The 17,678-nt window shown below is 45.0% G+C and carries 13 protein-coding genes; 9 read left to right on the top strand and 4 right to left on the bottom strand.

The genetic code is table 11. The annotated features are described in order from the left end of the window. Positions 1-209 precede the first annotated feature (209 nt). From rplJ to rpoC, 4 genes are all read left to right on the top strand, one after another. The gene (gene rplJ / locus OCU50_RS13515; protein ID WP_010435550.1) at positions 210-704 is read left to right on the top strand and encodes a 50S ribosomal protein L10; all 495 of its coding nucleotides are present in this window, start codon (positions 210-212) and stop codon (positions 702-704) included. Between the two features lie 57 nt (positions 705-761). Then, the gene (gene rplL, locus OCU50_RS13510; protein ID WP_017055916.1) at positions 762-1,130 is read left to right on the top strand and encodes a 50S ribosomal protein L7/L12; all 369 of its coding nucleotides are present in this window, start codon (positions 762-764) and stop codon (positions 1,128-1,130) included. Positions 1,131-1,364: 234 nt separating this feature from the next. Then, positions 1,365-5,393 (top strand): DNA-directed RNA polymerase subunit beta, encoded by a 4,029-nt coding sequence (rpoB, locus tag OCU50_RS13505; RefSeq protein ID WP_060468800.1) that lies wholly within the window; start codon positions 1,365-1,367, stop codon positions 5,391-5,393. Between the two features lie 91 nt (positions 5,394-5,484). Next, positions 5,485-9,687 (top strand): DNA-directed RNA polymerase subunit beta', encoded by a 4,203-nt coding sequence (rpoC, locus tag OCU50_RS13500; RefSeq protein ID WP_046225005.1) that lies wholly within the window; start codon positions 5,485-5,487, stop codon positions 9,685-9,687. A 333-nt stretch (positions 9,688-10,020) separates the two neighbouring features. Here the strand turns inward: rpoC and OCU50_RS13495 are convergent, their stop codons facing one another. Beyond that, positions 10,021-10,518: an Rsd/AlgQ family anti-sigma factor gene (locus OCU50_RS13495; RefSeq protein WP_060468799.1), complete on the bottom strand. Its 498-nt coding sequence runs from the start codon at positions 10,516-10,518 to the stop codon at positions 10,021-10,023. Positions 10,519-10,682: 164 nt separating this feature from the next. Here OCU50_RS13495 and nudC point away from each other — a divergent pair, with 164 nt between their 5' ends. Beyond that, entirely contained in the window at positions 10,683-11,489 is an 807-nt protein-coding gene (gene nudC, locus OCU50_RS13490) for an NAD(+) diphosphatase (protein ID WP_060468798.1), read from the top strand. Positions 11,490-11,788: 299 nt separating this feature from the next. After that, entirely contained in the window at positions 11,789-12,856 is a 1,068-nt protein-coding gene (gene hemE / locus OCU50_RS13485; protein ID WP_017060530.1) for a uroporphyrinogen decarboxylase, read from the top strand. A gap of 102 nt (positions 12,857-12,958) precedes the next feature. On the opposite strand, the gene OCU50_RS13480 is transcribed toward hemE, so the two are convergent. Together OCU50_RS13480 and OCU50_RS13475 are read right to left on the bottom strand one after the other, a co-directional pair. Further along, complete coding sequence (locus OCU50_RS13480; RefSeq protein WP_060468797.1) at positions 12,959-13,552, bottom strand: uracil-DNA glycosylase family protein; 594 nt, start codon at positions 13,550-13,552, stop codon at positions 12,959-12,961. Further along, entirely contained in the window at positions 13,552-14,478 is a 927-nt protein-coding gene (locus OCU50_RS13475) for a D-2-hydroxyacid dehydrogenase (protein WP_060468796.1), read from the bottom strand. Before OCU50_RS13475 ends, OCU50_RS13480 begins: the two co-directional genes overlap by 1 nt. 71 nt (positions 14,479-14,549) lie before the next feature. Between OCU50_RS13475 and OCU50_RS13470 the strand changes: the two genes are divergently transcribed. Next, complete coding sequence (locus OCU50_RS13470) at positions 14,550-15,137, top strand: YjaG family protein (protein ID WP_017055908.1); 588 nt, start codon at positions 14,550-14,552, stop codon at positions 15,135-15,137. Between the two features lie 80 nt (positions 15,138-15,217). Here the strand turns inward: OCU50_RS13470 and OCU50_RS13465 are convergent, their stop codons facing one another. Beyond that, positions 15,218-16,366 (bottom strand): CNNM domain-containing protein, encoded by a 1,149-nt coding sequence (locus OCU50_RS13465; protein WP_060468795.1) that lies wholly within the window; start codon positions 16,364-16,366, stop codon positions 15,218-15,220. Between the two features lie 270 nt (positions 16,367-16,636). Here OCU50_RS13465 and hupA point away from each other — a divergent pair, with 270 nt between their 5' ends. Beyond that, positions 16,637-16,909, top strand: a complete 273-nt coding sequence (gene hupA / locus OCU50_RS13460; RefSeq protein WP_004729753.1) for a nucleoid-associated protein HU-alpha — start codon at positions 16,637-16,639, stop codon at positions 16,907-16,909. A gap of 47 nt (positions 16,910-16,956) precedes the next feature. Continuing rightward, on the top strand, positions 16,957-17,655 hold the full coding sequence (locus OCU50_RS13455) for a DUF1481 domain-containing protein (RefSeq protein WP_060468794.1): 699 nt from the start codon (positions 16,957-16,959) through the stop codon (positions 17,653-17,655). Positions 17,656-17,678 lie beyond the last annotated feature (23 nt).

Genomic DNA, 17,678 nt, shown 5'->3' with positions numbered 1-17,678 from the left:
ATTTGTGGTTGGATGGTTTTAAAGCAATTTGAAATTATCTATCCCAAGACCGTAGGCGCTATCGATTTTCATTAGATTGTTGATGGCTTAATAAAACCTACGTAGGCGATGTTGTGGTTTGAAATGAATTTATTCATTTTTAAATAACATCGTAAACGCTCAATACATTTTGTATTGGGTGCTGTAATCACAACCAGAGGTTAATCCAAATGGCTTTAAATCTTCAAGACAAAAAAGCAATTGTTGCTGAAGTCAACGAAGCTGCCAGTGGTGCACTTTCTGCAGTTGTAGCTGATTCTCGTGGCGTTGAAGTTGGCGCAATGACTTCTCTACGTAAACAAGCTCGCGAAGCGGGTGTTTACATGAAAGTTGTTCGTAACACACTAGCACGCCGTGCGGTTCAGGGTACAGACTACGAGTGTCTAGTAGACACTTTCACTGGTCCTACTCTGATCGCATTCTCTAATGAGCACCCAGGTGCTGCAGCGCGTCTTTTCAAAGACTTCGCTAAAGAGAATAAAGATTTCGAGATCAAAGCTGCTGCATTTGAAGGCGCAGTTACTGATGCTGAAGTACTAGCGACACTACCAACTTACGACGAAGCAATTGCACGCCTAATGATGTGCATGAAAGAAGCTTCTGCTGGCAAGCTGGTTCGTACTATCGCTGCTGTTCGCGACCAAAAAGAAGAAGCTGCGGCATAAGCCTTGCTTTTCACTGGTTGCTATTTAAACTTATTGTTGACTTAAAAGAGAATTGTTATGTCTATTACTAACGAGCAAATCCTAGACGCAGTTGCAGAAATGTCTGTAATGCAAGTTGTTGAGCTTATCGAAGCTATGGAAGAGAAATTCGGCGTTACTGCAGCAGCTGCTGTTGTAGCTGGCGGCGCTGCTGGCGGCGAAGCTGCTGCTGAGCAAACTGAATTCGACGTTATCCTAACAGGTGCTGGCGCTAACAAAGTACAAGTTATCAAAGCTGTACGTGGCGCAACTGGCCTAGGTCTTAAAGAAGCTAAAGGTCTTGTAGACTCAGCTCCTGCAGCGCTTAAAGAAGGCGTTGACAAAGCTGAAGCTGAAGCTCTTAAAGCACAGCTAGAAGAAGCTGGCGCTTCTGTTGAAGTTAAGTAATTACTACTTAATTTCATAGCCGAAAGGCTAATGGCTGGTGGTTAATTAACCACCGGCCTTTTTGCGCTGTAGGGCTATGACGAAATTTCCGCTGTTTAACCGTCATAATCCGAGCAAAAAAACAGTCATTTTTTCGAAATGATTGTTCACTACAGTAAACAGCTGTTTGTCACCACCCCCTCTGAAGAGTGTTTTGGGTGGTTTGGGTCACTTATCAGCGAGCTGAGGAACCCCATGGTTTACTCTTATACCGAGAAAAAGCGCATCCGTAAGGATTTTGGTACTCGTCCACAAGTTTTGGACATTCCATACCTACTATCGATCCAGCTTGATTCTTTCGACAAATTCATCGAACAGGATCCTGAAGGTCAATACGGTCTTGAAGCTGCTTTCCGTTCTGTATTTCCAATTCAGAGCTACAACGGCAATTCTGAGCTGCAATACGTTAGCTACCGTCTTGGTGAGCCAGTTTTTGACGTTAAAGAATGTCAAATCCGCGGTGTTACTTACTCAAAGCCACTACGCGTAAAACTACGTTTAGTTATCTTTGATCGAGACGCACCAGCAGGTACTGTAAAAGACATTAAAGAACAAGAAGTCTACATGGGCGAAATTCCGCTTATGACAGACAATGGTACTTTCGTAATTAATGGTACCGAGAGGGTTATCGTATCCCAGCTGCACCGAAGCCCAGGCGTGTTCTTCGACAGTGATAAGGGTAAGACTCACTCATCAGGTAAAGTTCTTTATAACGCACGTGTAATTCCTTACCGTGGCTCATGGTTAGACTTTGAGTTCGATCCTAAGGATAACTTATTCGTACGTATCGACCGTCGTCGTAAACTACCAGCATCGATTATTCTTCGTGCACTTGGTAAATCGACGGAAGAGATCCTTGATCTGTTCTTCGACAAAGTGAACTTCGAAGTGAAAGATCAAACTCTTCTTATGGAGTTGGTTCCTGATCGTCTACGTGGTGAAACTGCGTCATTCGACATCGAAGCAAACGGCAAAACTTACGTTGAGACTGGTCGTCGTGTTACTGCTCGCCATATCCGTCAACTTGAAAAAGATGGCGTTGAGCACATCGAAGTACCAGTAGAGTACATCGTTGGTAAAGTTGCATCTAAAGATTACATCAATGAAGCAACTGGCGAGATCATCGTTGGCGCGAACCAAGAGATTAGCCTAGAAGCACTTGCTAACCTGTCTCAAGCAGGCCACAAGGCTCTACAAACTCTGTTCACGAATGACCTAGATCACGGTCCATTCATGTCGGACACTCTACGTGCCGATAGCACAGTAGATCGCATCTCTGCATTGGTAGAAATCTACCGCATGATGCGTCCTGGCGAGCCACCAACGAAAGAAGCTGCAGAATCATTGTTCGAAAGCCTATTCTTCTCTGAAGATCGTTACGACCTATCAACTGTAGGCCGTATGAAGTTCAACAGCTCTATCGAGCGTGAAGAAGAAGAAGAGCGCGGTACTCTGGATGAATCAGACATCATCGAAGTGATGAAGAAACTGATTGGTATCCGTAACGGTATTGGTGAAGTGGACGACATCGACCACCTTGGCAACCGTCGTATCCGTTCTGTAGGTGAAATGGCAGAAAACCAATTCCGTGTTGGTCTAGTTCGTGTAGAACGTGCCGTTAAAGAGCGCCTAAGCCTTGGTGACCTCGATGCAATCATGCCTCAAGATCTTATCAACGCTAAGCCGATCTCTGCTGCAGTGAAAGAATTCTTTGGCTCTTCACAGCTTTCACAGTTCATGGACCAAAACAACCCATTGTCAGAAGTTACGCACAAGCGTCGTATCTCTGCTTTAGGTCCTGGTGGTCTTACTCGTGAGCGCGCAGGCTTCGAAGTACGTGACGTTCACGTAACTCACTACGGTCGTCTATGTCCGATCGAAACGCCTGAAGGTCCAAACATCGGTCTAATTAACTCGCTATCTGCGTTTGCACGTTGTAACGATTACGGTTTCCTAGAAACTCCGTACCGTCGTGTAGTGGATGGTGTAGTAACAGAAGAAGTTGATTACCTGTCTGCAATCCAGGAAGGTCAATTCGTCATCGCGCAGGCAAACACTGTTCTTACAGAAGAAGGTACGTTTGCCGATGAGCTAATCACAGCTCGTCAAAAAGGTGAATCTGGTCTTCACCCTCGTGATCACGTTGACTACATGGACGTTGCGACAAACCAAGTTGTATCTATCGCAGCTTCGCTTATCCCGTTCCTAGAACACGATGATGCGAACCGTGCATTGATGGGTGCGAACATGCAACGTCAAGCTGTACCAACACTTAAGGCTGATAAGCCTCTAGTCGGTACTGGTATTGAACGTAATATCGCCGTTGACTCTGGTGTTACAGCGGTTGCTAAACGTGGTGGTCAAGTTCAGTCTGTAGACGCTTCTCGTATCGTAGTTAAGGTTAACGAAGATGAATTGGTACCTGGCGAAGCTGGTATCGATATCTACAACCTGACTAAGTACACGCGTTCGAACCAAAACACATGTATCAACCAACGTCCAACTGTACTTCCTGGCGAACCAGTTGCACGCGGCGACGTTCTTGCTGACGGTCCTTCAACAGACCTTGGTGAACTCGCTCTTGGCCAAAACATGCGTATCGCGTTTATGCCTTGGAACGGTTACAACTTCGAAGACTCGATCTTAGTATCTGAGCGCGTAGTTCAAGAAGACCGTTTCACGACTATCCACATCCAAGAACTATCTTGTGTGGCTCGTGATACTAAGCTGGGTTCTGAAGAGATCACAGCTGATATTCCAAACGTAGGTGAGTCTGCTCTGTCTAAACTAGACGAGTCAGGTATCGTTTACATTGGTGCTGAAGTTAAGGGTGGCGACATCCTAGTTGGTAAAGTAACCCCTAAAGGTGAAACTCAACTGACTCCTGAAGAGAAGCTACTACGTGCTATCTTCGGTGAGAAAGCATCTGATGTTAAAGATACTTCTCTACGTGTACCAAACTCTGTTTCGGGTACTATCATCGATGTACAAGTCTTCACTCGCGATGGCGTAGAGAAAGACAAGCGTGCACTCGAAATCGAACAGATGCAGCTTAAAGAAGCTAAGAAAGACCTAACTGAAGAGTTCCAAATTCTTGAGGGTGGCCTTCTTAACCGTGTTAAAGCTGTACTTCTGTCTGGTGGTTACTCTGAAGCTAAGCTTGATACTATCGGTCGTAAGCAATGGCTAGAGCAAGTTCTAGAAGACGACGCGCTACAAACACAGCTTGAGCAACTTGCTGAGCAGTGGGATGAGCTAAAAGCAGACTTCGATAAGAAGTTTGAAACTAAGCGTCGTAAAATCACTCAAGGTGATGATCTAGCGCCTGGCGTTCTTAAGATTGTTAAAGTTTACCTAGCGGTTAAACGTCGTATCCAGCCTGGTGATAAGATGGCCGGTCGTCACGGTAACAAAGGTGTAATCTCTAAGATTAACCCTGTTGAAGACATGCCATACGATGAAAAAGGTCAGCCTGTAGACATCGTACTTAACCCACTGGGTGTACCATCGCGTATGAACATCGGTCAGATCTTAGAAGTACACTTAGGTTTGGCTGCGAAAGGTATCGGTGACAAGATCAACCAAATGGTTAAGGAACAACAAGAACTGCATAAGTTCCGTGAGTTCCTACAGAAGGTTTATGATCTTGGTGATACTCGTCAGAAAGTTGATATTGCAGAACTGTCTGATGATCAAGTTCGTACACTGATTAAGAACCTACGTGGCGGTCTACCGATTGCTACTCCTGTGTTCGACGGTGCTTCTGAGCCTCTAATCAAAGAACTACTTAAACTGGGTGATCTGCCAGAATCTGGTCAGCTTAAACTGTTTGATGGTCGTACTGGTGATTCGTTTGAGCGTCCTGTAACTGTTGGTTACATGTATATGCTAAAACTAAACCACTTGGTTGATGACAAGATGCATGCTCGTTCGACGGGTTCTTACAGCCTAGTAACTCAGCAACCACTTGGTGGTAAAGCTCAGTTCGGTGGTCAGCGTTTCGGTGAGATGGAAGTATGGGCACTAGAAGCATACGGTGCTGCATATACTCTACAAGAAATGCTAACAGTTAAGTCAGATGACGTTAACGGCCGTACTAAGATGTATAAGAACATCGTAGACGGTAACCATAGCATGGAACCTGGTATGCCTGAGTCGTTCAACGTACTGTTGAAAGAGATTCGCTCGCTAGGTATCAACATCGAGCTAGAAGACGAAGAGTAATCCCTCCTCTTTTTAAAAGAAGATAGGATTATTTGGTAAAAGGGAGCTTGCTACAGCAGTGAGCTCCTTTAACTCCTTACAGGAGCTGAATGTGAAAGACTTATTAAACTTTCTAAAAGCACAGCATAAGACCGAAGAATTTGATGCAATCAAAATCGGTCTATCTTCACCAGACATGATCCGTTCATGGTCTTTTGGTGAAGTTAAAAAGCCGGAAACAATTAACTATCGTACGTTCAAACCTGAACGTGATGGTCTGTTCTGTGCACGTATTTTTGGTCCAGTTAAAGACTACGAATGTCTTTGTGGCAAATACAAGCGCCTGAAGCACCGTGGTGTTATCTGTGAGAAGTGTGGCGTTGAAGTTACACAAACTAAAGTTCGTCGTGACCGTATGGGCCACATCGAACTAGCTTCACCAGTTGCTCACATCTGGTTCCTAAAATCACTGCCGTCTCGTATCGGTCTACTAATGGATATCCCTCTACGTGATATCGAACGTGTTCTTTACTTCGAGATGTACGTAGTTACTGAACCAGGTATGACGGATCTAGAAAAATCTCAGATGCTTACTGAAGAAGAGTATCTGGATCGTCTAGAAGAGTGGGGTGACGAATTCACTGCTAAGATGGGTGCTGAAGCGATCAAAGATCTGCTTTCAACAATGGACCTTCATCAAGAAGTGGAAGAAATGCGCGAAGAGTTAGAAACGACTAACTCAGAAACTAAGCGTAAAAAAGTTACTAAGCGCCTGAAGCTAGTGGAAGCGTTCATTGCATCGGGTAACGATCCGCAATGGATGATTCTGACTGTACTTCCGGTTCTACCGCCAGATCTTCGTCCTCTAGTACCACTAGATGGCGGTCGTTTTGCGACTTCAGATCTGAACGACCTTTACCGTCGTGTGATCAACCGTAACAACCGTTTGAAGCGTCTTCTAGAGCTCGCTGCTCCGGACATCATCGTACGTAACGAAAAGCGTATGCTGCAAGAGTCTGTTGATGCACTTCTAGATAACGGTCGTCGTGGTCGAGCTATCACTGGTTCTAACAAGCGTCCTCTGAAATCTCTTGCTGATATGATCAAGGGTAAACAAGGTCGTTTCCGTCAGAACCTTCTAGGTAAACGTGTAGACTACTCTGGCCGTTCTGTAATCACAGTAGGTCCATACCTTCGTCTACATCAGTGTGGTCTTCCTAAGAAGATGGCACTTGAGCTATTTAAGCCGTTCATCTATAGCAAGCTAGAAACTCGTGGCATGGCTACGACAATCAAAGCTGCTAAGAAGATGGTAGAGCGCGAAGAGGCTATCGTTTGGGATATCCTAGACGAAGTAATCCGCGAACACCCAGTACTGCTTAACCGTGCACCTACACTTCACCGTCTAGGTATCCAAGCGTTTGAACCAGTACTAATCGAAGGTAAAGCGATTCAGCTTCACCCACTTGTGTGTGCGGCATACAACGCCGACTTCGATGGTGACCAAATGGCGGTACACGTGCCTCTAACTTTAGAAGCACAGCTTGAAGCACGTACACTGATGATGTCGACGAATAACATTCTGTCGCCAGCGTCAGGTGATCCGATCATCGTACCTTCTCAGGACGTTGTATTGGGTCTTTACTACATGACTCGTGAAAAGATCAATGTGAAAGGCGAAGGTATGTACCTTGCTGGCCCTGAAGAGGCTGAGAAGGCATACCGTACTAAGAGTGCAGAGCTACACGCTCGCGTTAAAGTTCGTATCACTGAGACCGTAGTAGACGAAGATGGTAACAGCACTACTGAAACGAAGATGGTTGATACAACTGTCGGCCGTGCAATGCTATGGCAAATCGTTCCAGCTGGCCTACCGTACAGCATCGTTAACCAAAAGTTAGGTAAGAAGCAAATTTCTACCCTTCTTAACGAAGCGTACCGTAAGCTTGGTCTTAAAGACACAGTCGTATTCGCTGACCAAATCATGTACGCAGGTTTTGCATACGCGGCACTTTCTGGTGTTTCTGTAGGTATCGACGATATGGTTGTACCTCAAGCGAAATACGACGAAATTGAATCTGCTGAAGAAGAAGTTCGTGAAATCCAAGAGCAATTCCAATCTGGTCTTGTTACTGCGGGTGAACGTTACAACAAAGTTATCGATATCTGGGCATCTACGAATGACCGCGTTGCGAAAGCAATGATGGATAACCTATCTTCTGAAACCGTTATCAACCGTGACGGTGAAGAAGAACAGCAAGAATCGTTCAACAGCATCTACATGATGGCCGACTCGGGCGCACGTGGTTCTGCAGCTCAGATTCGTCAGCTAGCGGGTATGCGTGGTCTGATGGCGCGTCCAGATGGTTCAATCATCGAAACGCCGATCACTGCGAACTTTAAAGAAGGTCTAAACGTCCTTCAGTACTTTATCTCAACGCACGGTGCTCGTAAGGGTCTTGCGGATACAGCACTGAAAACAGCAAACTCGGGCTACCTAACTCGTCGTCTAGTAGACGTTGCTCAAGACGTTGTAGTACACGAACATGACTGTGGTACGCAAGAAGGTATCGACATGATGCCTCACATCGAAGGTGGTGACGTTAAAGTTGCACTTTCTGAGCTTGCTCTAGGTCGTGTAGTTGCTGAAGACGTTCTTAAGCCTGGTACTGAAGATGTACTGATTCCACGTAATACTCTGATTGATGAGAAGTGGTGTCAAATCATGGAAGACAACTCAGTAGATAGCATGAAAGTGCGCTCTGTTGTTACCTGTGATGCAGACTTCGGTTGTTGTGCGCAGTGTTACGGCCGTGACTTAGCACGTGGTCACCTAGTGAACCAAGGTGAAGCAGTTGGTGTTATCGCTGCACAATCTATCGGTGAGCCGGGTACACAGCTAACGATGCGTACGTTCCACATCGGTGGTGCAGCATCTACTGCAGCAGCAGAGAACAGCATCCAAGCTAAGACTACGGGTACTGTGAAGCTTCACAACGCTAAGTTCGTAATCAACAAAGATAAGAAGCTAGTCATTACTTCTCGTGCATCTGAGATGACGATTATTGATGAGTTCGGTCGTACTAAAGAGAAGCATAAACTTCCTTACGGTTCGATTCTGAGCAAAGCAGATAACGACGCAGTGGAAGCTGGCGAAGTTGTCGCTAACTGGGAAGCCCACACCATGCCAATCATCACTGAAGTGGCAGGTCGCATCCAGTTCGTTGATATGATCGATGGCGTAACCGTTTCTCGTCAAACAGATGATCTGACTGGTCTTTCTTCAAGTGAAGTGACAGACACAGCAGCTCGTCCAGCAGCAGGTAAAGATATGCGTCCAGCAATCAAACTTGTTGACGAGCAAGGTAACGATGTAATGATCCCTGGTACTGATATGCCAGCTCACTACTTCTTGCCTGGTAAAGCGATTGTAAACATTGAAGATGGCGCTGAAGTTGGCATTGGTGACACACTATCTCGTATCCCTCAAAAATCGAGCGGAAACAAAGATATCACCGGTGGTCTACCACGCGTAGCAGACCTATTCGAAGCTCGTAAGCCTAAAGAGCCTGCGATTCTTGCTGAGCACACAGGTACTGTGTCTTTCGGTAAAGAAACGAAAGGTAAACGTCGTCTAGTAATCACTCGTGAAGGCGGTGAAGCTTACGAAGAGATGATTCCTAAGCATCGTCAATTGAACGTGTTCGAAGGTGAGAAGATTGAACGTGGTGATGTAATCGCCGACGGTCCTGAAACTCCACACGATATTCTGCGTCTACGTGGTATCCACGCTGTGACTCAGTACATCGCGAACGAAGTTCAAGAAGTTTACCGCTTACAAGGCGTTAAGATTAACGATAAGCACATTGAAACTATCGTTCGTCAAATGCTACGTAAGTGTACAATCACTCATTCTGGTGACTCTCAGTTCCTACCTGGCGAACAAGTTGAGTATCACAATGTTAAGATTGCTAACCGTAAGCTAGAAGCTGAAGGTAAAGAACTAGTACGTTTCGAACGTGATCTACTAGGTATTACTAAAGCATCTCTTGCAACTGAGTCATTTATCTCAGCGGCATCATTCCAAGAAACGACTCGCGTACTAACAGAAGCTGCGGTTTCTGGTAAGCGTGATGACCTTCGCGGTCTGAAAGAGAACGTAATTGTTGGTCGTCTGATCCCAGCTGGTACTGGTTTCGCATACCACCAAGAGCGTCAAGCTAAGCGTGAAGAAGAGCAAGACGGTCCTTCAGCTGAACAAGCTACTGACAATCTAGCAGCACTTCTAAATGCTGGTTTCTCTTCAGAAGAGTAAGCTCTACGAGTTGTCTCTAAGAGATAAGAAAAAGGCACCTTCGGGTGCCTTTTTTGTATCTGGCGCATTGGTATTTAGCGATAGGAATAAAACAATAAACTGGCTTGGCTTATTTGGTTGATGGACTTGGACATGAGTAGGCACTGAGCTCTGTTCTTTCAAGCTAACGGCAGGTTGGCTATTGGTGTTGAGCCTGATTTGGCCTATAACCTATACTATCGCTAAAGGTTAAAGTAAGAACGAATAGGTTTTGGTGGAATTGGATAGTTTGGATTAGCCTTATAGGCAAAACAAAAAGCTTGCACAGAGGCAAGCTTATAAAGCGTTATAACATTAAGCTCCTGGCGGAACCGCTAGACTCTCAGCAATTTGCTGTATCAGTTGATCTTCAACTTCAAACCTCACTTCAAGGGTTTCACCAATGAGTGATAAATCACTATCCAAACTTTCTAATGCATCATCAGCATCAATGGCGGCGTACTTATCGGTAAAGTTGAGTAGAGGATCTGTGGTAAGGACGATATGACCATAAGATTGGTTAATCTCGTCTGTTGCTTTGAAGCCTGTAGCCTGCCACTTGTCCATCACCATGTCATAAATTTTGAAATGACCTTCGGAAATGTAATCAACTAGGTGTTGGCTGAATTTTTGAAGCTCTTCAGGAGAGGGTAATTCTGTTACAGCAGTTGTTTTTGATGATGAAGGTTGTAGAGCGGCAAGCTTACAATACTCAACGATTAGAGACTGTCGAGTGTCGAGCCAATGATCGATGACCTCATTAGAGCCACCCCATTGTTCTTGTACTTTTTTAAATTTATTTAGCATGACCATGTCCTCATGATCTGATCACAACCTTGTGATCAAGTAATTGCCTAAGCAGGGTCCATTTATTGGTATCTACTTAAAGTAATAGCTTGAATTATTATTTGCTACCACTCTAGTATGAAATCAGATTGCCAGTAAAATGAACGAACTGCAAGCAATGAGGGATAGGGATGTTAAAAAGTGATAACAAAATGACAGAGTCAGCTTATTGGTGCGTCGTTTCAGCTAGTGATATTTGGGTTAATAATGATCAGTTTCCTTACGGTTCTGCTGACGAATTAGGACTGAATGCTGAGTACGCTATCTGTATTGGTCATCACCAAGGGCATAAGGTCTATTGGCTCAATGACTGCGATGTCGAGAGCGAACTGGTCATGGTAAGCCTAAGAGAGTTACTTCACTGGCCTGAATCTAGTTTCCTCATGGCAAGCAAAGCCATCCAGTATGGGCACATGACCCAGAGTATGCGTTTTTGTCCACAGTGCGGCGGTCGTAATCACCTTAATCACAATCAGGTAGCGATGCAGTGCGGTGATTGTCGGGCGCTTCATTATCCTCGTATCTTCCCGTGCATCATTGTCGCTGTGCGAAACGACAACAAGATACTGCTGGCGCAGCATCCTAGACATAAAACAGGGATGTATACTGTGATAGCGGGCTTCCTAGAGGTTGGAGAAACCTTAGAGCAGTGCGTGGCAAGAGAAGTCAAAGAAGAGACAGGGATCGATATCAGTAATATTCGTTACTTTGGCAGCCAGCCATGGGCGTTTCCATCGAGTATGATGATGGGCTTTCTCGCTGATTACGCTGGTGGTACGCTTAAGCCTGACTACAGCGAGCTCTCAGATGCTCAATGGTTTGATGTAACAAGCCTGCCTGATGTGGCTCCAGTAGGAACGATTGCGAGAGAATTGATTGAAAAAACAGTCGATGGCGTGATGAAAAGCGAGGTGATTGAGCAGGTGCTCGAGCACTAAAAAGCCTGTGAAAGTATTAGGCCTATAGGTGGCTAAAAGCTAAAAAAAACCCTCCACAAGTGGAGGGGGTAAGTAAGATGTCGTTATGAGATGCTGAGTAGTAGCTACTCAGATATTATAATTGTAATTTTCGCTAGCAAACAAATTTTTAACATGGTCCTTTAATTGGGTGCAAATTAAGCATTGATTTAAAAGTTAATAACTTGATCTAGGTTGCAAAGCACACAGCTTTTACCCTTCAATCAGTGTTAGAATACTGGCCATCAAAACTAGACAAGATTGAATTGGAATTTAACGGAATGACCGAATTAAAAAACGATCGCTATTTACGCGCACTTTTAAAACAGCCTGTTGATTACACACCAGTATGGATGATGCGCCAAGCTGGCCGCTACCTTCCAGAGTACAAAGCAACGCGTGCAGAAGCAGGCGACTTCATGTCTTTGTGTAAAAACGCAGAGCTCGCATCAGAAGTTACCCTTCAACCTTTGCGTCGTTTCCCGCTTGATGCGGCAATCTTGTTCTCAGACATCCTAACTATCCCTGATGCAATGGGATTAGGTTTGTACTTTGAAACAGGTGAAGGTCCTAAGTTTGAGCGTCCTATTACGTGTAAAGCTGACGTAGAAAAGATTGGCCTACCTGATCCAGAAGGTGAGCTTCAGTACGTAATGAATGCCGTTCGTCAGATCCGTAAAGATTTGAAAGGCGAAGTGCCACTGATCGGTTTCTCTGGCAGCCCATGGACACTAGCGACATACATGGTTGAAGGTGGAAGCTCTAAAGCGTTCACTAAGATCAAGAAGATGATGTATGCCGAACCACAAACACTGCACCTGCTTCTAGATAAGCTGGCTGACAGTGTGATTGAATACCTAAACGCACAAATTAAAGCGGGTGCTCAATCGGTAATGGTATTTGATACATGGGGTGGTGTATTGACTCCTCGTGATTACAACCTGTTCTCACTGCAGTACATGCACAAAATCGTTGATGGCTTAATCCGTGAAAACGAAGGTCGTCGTGTTCCAGTGACTCTGTTTACTAAGAACGGTGGTATGTGGCTAGAGTCTATCGCAGCTACTGGCTGTGATGCTGTAGGTCTAGACTGGACAATCAATATCGCTGATGCAAAAGCACGTATTGGCGATAAAGTTGCTCTACAAGGCAACATGGATCCTTCAATGCTTTACGCTCAACCAGAGCGTATTCGTGAAGAAGTAGGTAGCATCCTTGAAGGCTTTGGCGACGGTGGTACAGGTCATGTATTTAACCTAGGCCATGGTATTCACTTAGATGTGCCGCCAGAAAACGCTGGTGTGTTCGTTGACGCTGTTCACGAACTGTCTAAGCCTTACCACAAGTAATTCTGTGTAAGGTGATTGAAAGCGCTGCTGGGCAACCTGCAGCGCTTTTTATTGCCTAAAGCTCGGCTTTAATACTTGTTGAACTTCGCCGTGTGCAGTTAATTAAGCATTTGGATCATGGTAGGCCAAATGCTCTGAGATGTGCATTCGGATATAAGGAATGACGTCACTCTCAAACCAAGGGTTCTTCTTGAGCCAGATATTATTGCGTGGTGAAGGGTGGGGAAGTGGTAAAAACTCCGGTGCCCAAGCCTGCCAGTTCTTGACTGTCTCAGTCAGTGTTTTGGTTGTCCTTTCCTTCAAATAATAGTTTTGCGCATACTGACCAATCAATAGTGTCATTTGGATATTGGGTAGTGATTGCAGTACTTTCTGATGCCACAACTCAGCACACTCTGGTCTTGGAGGGAGGTCGCCACTTTTTCCTTTGCCCGGGTAACAAAGCCCCATCGGTACAATCGCGACTTTTTGCTCGTCATAAAAGGTATCGCTGTCTATCCCTAGCCATTCTCTTAGTCTTTCACCACTGGCATCGTTCCAAGGGATGGATGACTCATGCACCTTGATACCTGGCGCTTGACCTATGATCAGCAAGCGCGCGTTTGGATGTGCTTGAATGACAGGGTTGGCACCGTGTGAGAGGTGAGGCTCACACGCTTTGCATTGTCGTACTTGAGTGAGTAACGGTGAGGACATCAGTAGCCTTTATCAAAATCAATAACATGGTTCAGTGTAAAACCATCTCGCCATTGCTGATAATTATCGGCGAAGATCTCCACCACTTGTCTTGGCTCACTGAGTGCCGCAATGTGTGGCGTAATCGTCACTTGAGGCAGTTTCCAGAAAGGGTGATCTTGCGAAAGGGGCTCGCTTTCAAACACATCTAAGAAAGCGTGTTCTACCCATCGGTTCTTAATTGCTAGCAGCAAAGCTTTATTATCGAGGCTTTCTCCTCTGCCGACATTAAACAGCAGTACATTTGAGCAGTAACTTAATGTGGTTTGATTGAGCAACTGATAGGTTTCGGCCGTTGATGGTAGAGTATTGACCACAATATCTGCTTGTTTAAGGGCGGCTTCCATCTCATTGATGTGAAATGTATCTTTAAAGGTCTCTTGTTGGGATGGGATACCAGTACGATTGACGCCAATGGTATGGATGCCAAGCGCTGAAGCGGCTTTGGCCAAATGACTGCCAATTGAGCCTGTTCCTAAAATCACCATGGTTTTGCTTGTTAGGCTAGAATAAAGCTGAGGCTGCCAGTTTCGCTGCTGTTGCTGCTGGTGGTAATGAGGAAAGTGTCTAAAATGGCTGATTGTGTAGCCTAAGACGTATTCTGCGATAGCGGGGCCGAAGATGCCTCTGACATTGGTCAGAGTGTAATCTTGACGTAGATCCGGCTGAGTGAGTTTATTGATGCCTGCATAGGTACTTTGTACCCAATCTAGTGCTTTAAACTCGTCGAGACGCTCAGCGAGCAGGGGAGGTGACGCTAAGATAATCTGTGCTGATTCGGGGGTTTGAGTGATTTCGAGGTCTGGTAACTCTTGGTTTTGAATCAGTTGCGTATAGGTATTGTCATGCTCTGTAAGAATATAGAGCTTATTCGTAAAATTGTTCATCGGCCTACCTTTTCCATCCTAGGTTTATCAAGTACACTTTCGCTGTCTTTTTCTGCAATTATTGAGTGACTATGCTTCAGAATCCACTGCAGGTTCGTCTTGAAAAGTTAGAACCTTGGCAACAAATTACCTTTATGGCGTGTCTATGTGAGCGTATGTACCCTAACTATGCCATGTTTTGTGAGAATACAGAATTTGCGGAAGCTCGAATCTATCGTGATGTTTTGGATAGCATTTGGGAAATCTTAACGGTTAAAACGGCAAAGGTGAACTTTGAACGCCAACTAGAGAAAGTCGAAGAACTATTCCCTAGCGCAGATGATTTTGATTTCTATGGTGTTTACCCAGCAATGGATGCATGCCAAGGCTTAGCAACGCTCATTCATGGCTTGCTAGATCGTGAACATATGCTTGAAGCTGTGATTAAAGTGAGCCAACAGTCAGTAAAGACAGTTGCTGAGCTTGAGTTTGCGCAGGGCGCTGAAGAAGTGACGAACGAAAATCAGAAAGAAAACGAAGCGGTGTGTGAAGAGTGGGATGTGCAATGGGCCATCTTCAGACCTCTACGTGAAACGACTGAGCGTGACCTAGAGCTTATCAAAGATTTGCGCCACGAACTGCGTGAAGACCCAGTGAGTAACATTGGTGTGGCTTTATAATTCGCTATCGTTCGAAAGTACGAATAAAAACAAAGGCTCCCTAAGGAGCCTTTGTTGTCTCTGACGATCTCAAGTTTAGATTAAGCGTCTTTTTTCTCTTCTTTCTGTCCTTTGCAATCATCCGCTGGCTTTGAATGAGAGGTATCGTTGTCAGCGAGAGCTTCTTCTAGCTCCTCTTCCTCATCGCGGTTTTCGATAACACCGTGTGTCTCTTTCCACTTTTCCCAACGTTGAAACGCCAATTCTTGCATATCGGTCGTTTTATCCGCTTCGTCAACGATCTCTTCACCGACTAAATGCTCAAAGATGTCTTCTAGAGTGATGATGCCCTGAATCGTACCGTACTCATCAACAACCAAAGAGAGTTGCAAACGGTTTGCCATCATTTGCTCAAATGCCTTCGCTAAGCCCATATTGTTCAGTAATACATGGATAGGGCGCATCACATCACCTAGTGCTTTTTCACCACAACCGGTTTGCTGTAGCTTAAACAGTTCCAAGCGGTGAACAAAACCAATGATGTTGTCGCTCTGCTCGCTATAGACCAGCGGACGTGAGAATGGTGTGTCTTTATGTTGTTCTAAGAACGTATTCACATTCATTTCTGCATCGACACGAAACACGACTGGGCGTGGTGTCATCACTTGAGTCACGGGTACATCTTGAATGCCTAGTAGGTTACTTAGAATTTTTGATTCGCCTTCAGCAAACTCACCACTTTCTGTTGCTAAAATAGCCATTGCAGATAGCTCGTCACGCATTTTGGGCGCCTGATGGCCGCGAGCCAGACGTTTGGTAATTTGCTCTGAGAACCAAACAAACGGTGTTAGGAAGAACACCATCCAGCGAAGTACGGTTGATGATGCAGGAGCAAGTTGGCGCCAATAGGTTGCCCCAATTGTTTTTGGAACAATCTCAGACAAAACCAAAATACCCAAAGTGAGGACGGCAGAAAATACTCCCAGCCATTGGCTACCAAAAACAACCGCTGCTTGTGCACCTGCTGTCGCAGCTCCGATAGTGTGTGCAATGGTGTTGAGCGTTAAAATTGACGCGAGTGGACGGTCAATGTCTGTTTTCAGTTTGTCTAATGACTTTGCTGCAGGGTGCCCATTTTGTTTTAGTTGAGCAATGTAGCTCGGACTAATACTCAAAAGTACAGCTTCCAAAACAGAACAAATAAAAGAAACTCCAATAGCAATGGAGACGTAAATAGTTAGCAGCAGCATGTTTGCCCTTAAATTAAATTGTACGCTTTGTCAGCGATTCAGCGTGGATTATAGATAAAAAGTAGTGGTTAGGTCATCATTAATTTCGCGCTCAGCCCCTTTTAAACAAGGGCTTACTCAATAAAATCAGTAACAAATTGTGAGTGATTACTCATATTATGGCTAAAACTGCGGCATTAGAGCTAAAGATCGACGACAAACCTTTGCCAGATGGGGCATTTATGTTTTAGAGTGAATTGAATTCAAAAATACAAAGAAGGGAAACCTAAAATGAACAAGACTCAATTAATCGACTTTATTGCTGAAAAAGCGGACCTTTCTAAAGCACAAGCTAAAGCTGCTCTAGAAGCGACTCTTGGTGGTGTTACAGATGCGCTTAAAGATGGCGATCAAGTTCAGCTAATTGGTTTTGGTACTTTTAAAGTAAACCACCGCGCAGCTCGCACTGGTCGTAACCCAAAAACTGGTGATGAGATCCAAATCGCTGCTGCAAATGTTCCAGCATTTGTTGCAGGTAAAGCGCTGAAAGATTCAGTGAAATAATCTAAACTGTACCGAGGTAGTCGTATTCCACCTCGGTACAGGTTTTTATGAAAAAAGCATTTCTTCTCGTTTCACTGTTATCTACATTTCTCATTGGCTGTTCTTCAACCAGTCCTCGCAAAAACCTAGAGCAATTTGAAACCTACACCGGCGGCCAAGTGATGGGCGACGCGACAAGTTTCTACTGGGTCACCAACAAGCTAACACAACCTCATACTTCAGCTGACTACGTCACTGTGGGCGATTATGGCTGGTACCAAACTGACTATGCTTGGTCGGAAGGTGTACTACGTGAGTTCATTCGTGAGGGCGAACTGCGTAATTCATCGAATGAGTTGGTTCCTTATCGCGTCCATGTGCGTTTCAATAAGTCAGGCGAAGCTGTGTATCAACAGTATCGTCTTAACAACAAGATCTTACCTATTCAAACTAAGCAGTTGGAGGGCTACCAGAAAGAAGCCAAGTCGGCTCTAGAAACCACAATGAAACAATATGACGAAGGGTTTCGATTGATTCAGGGGTACTGGAATGGCAGCTCTTTCGAAACGTGCTCTGGCGGTGAGTTTGAGACCTTTGAGTTTAACCAGACCTTGCCAAATTTCGTGGTTGACCGATTGGCGTCTGTGGAAAGCTATGCGGCATTTCTGGGCAGTGACTCGCTCGGTAAAATGACGGTTGAAGAGTTACTGATGCTGGCTGAAGATAGCCATGATTGTGTTGTTAGGCCATCATTGTTGAAAGAATAGCAAGCAATCAAAGGATGGAGAGC

Origin of the sequence: Vibrio toranzoniae (assembly GCF_024347655.1) — a bacterium.
In the GTDB taxonomy this organism is placed as follows: domain Bacteria; phylum Pseudomonadota; class Gammaproteobacteria; order Enterobacterales; family Vibrionaceae; genus Vibrio; species Vibrio toranzoniae.
This window is presented reverse-complemented; position numbering and strand designations above follow the sequence as displayed.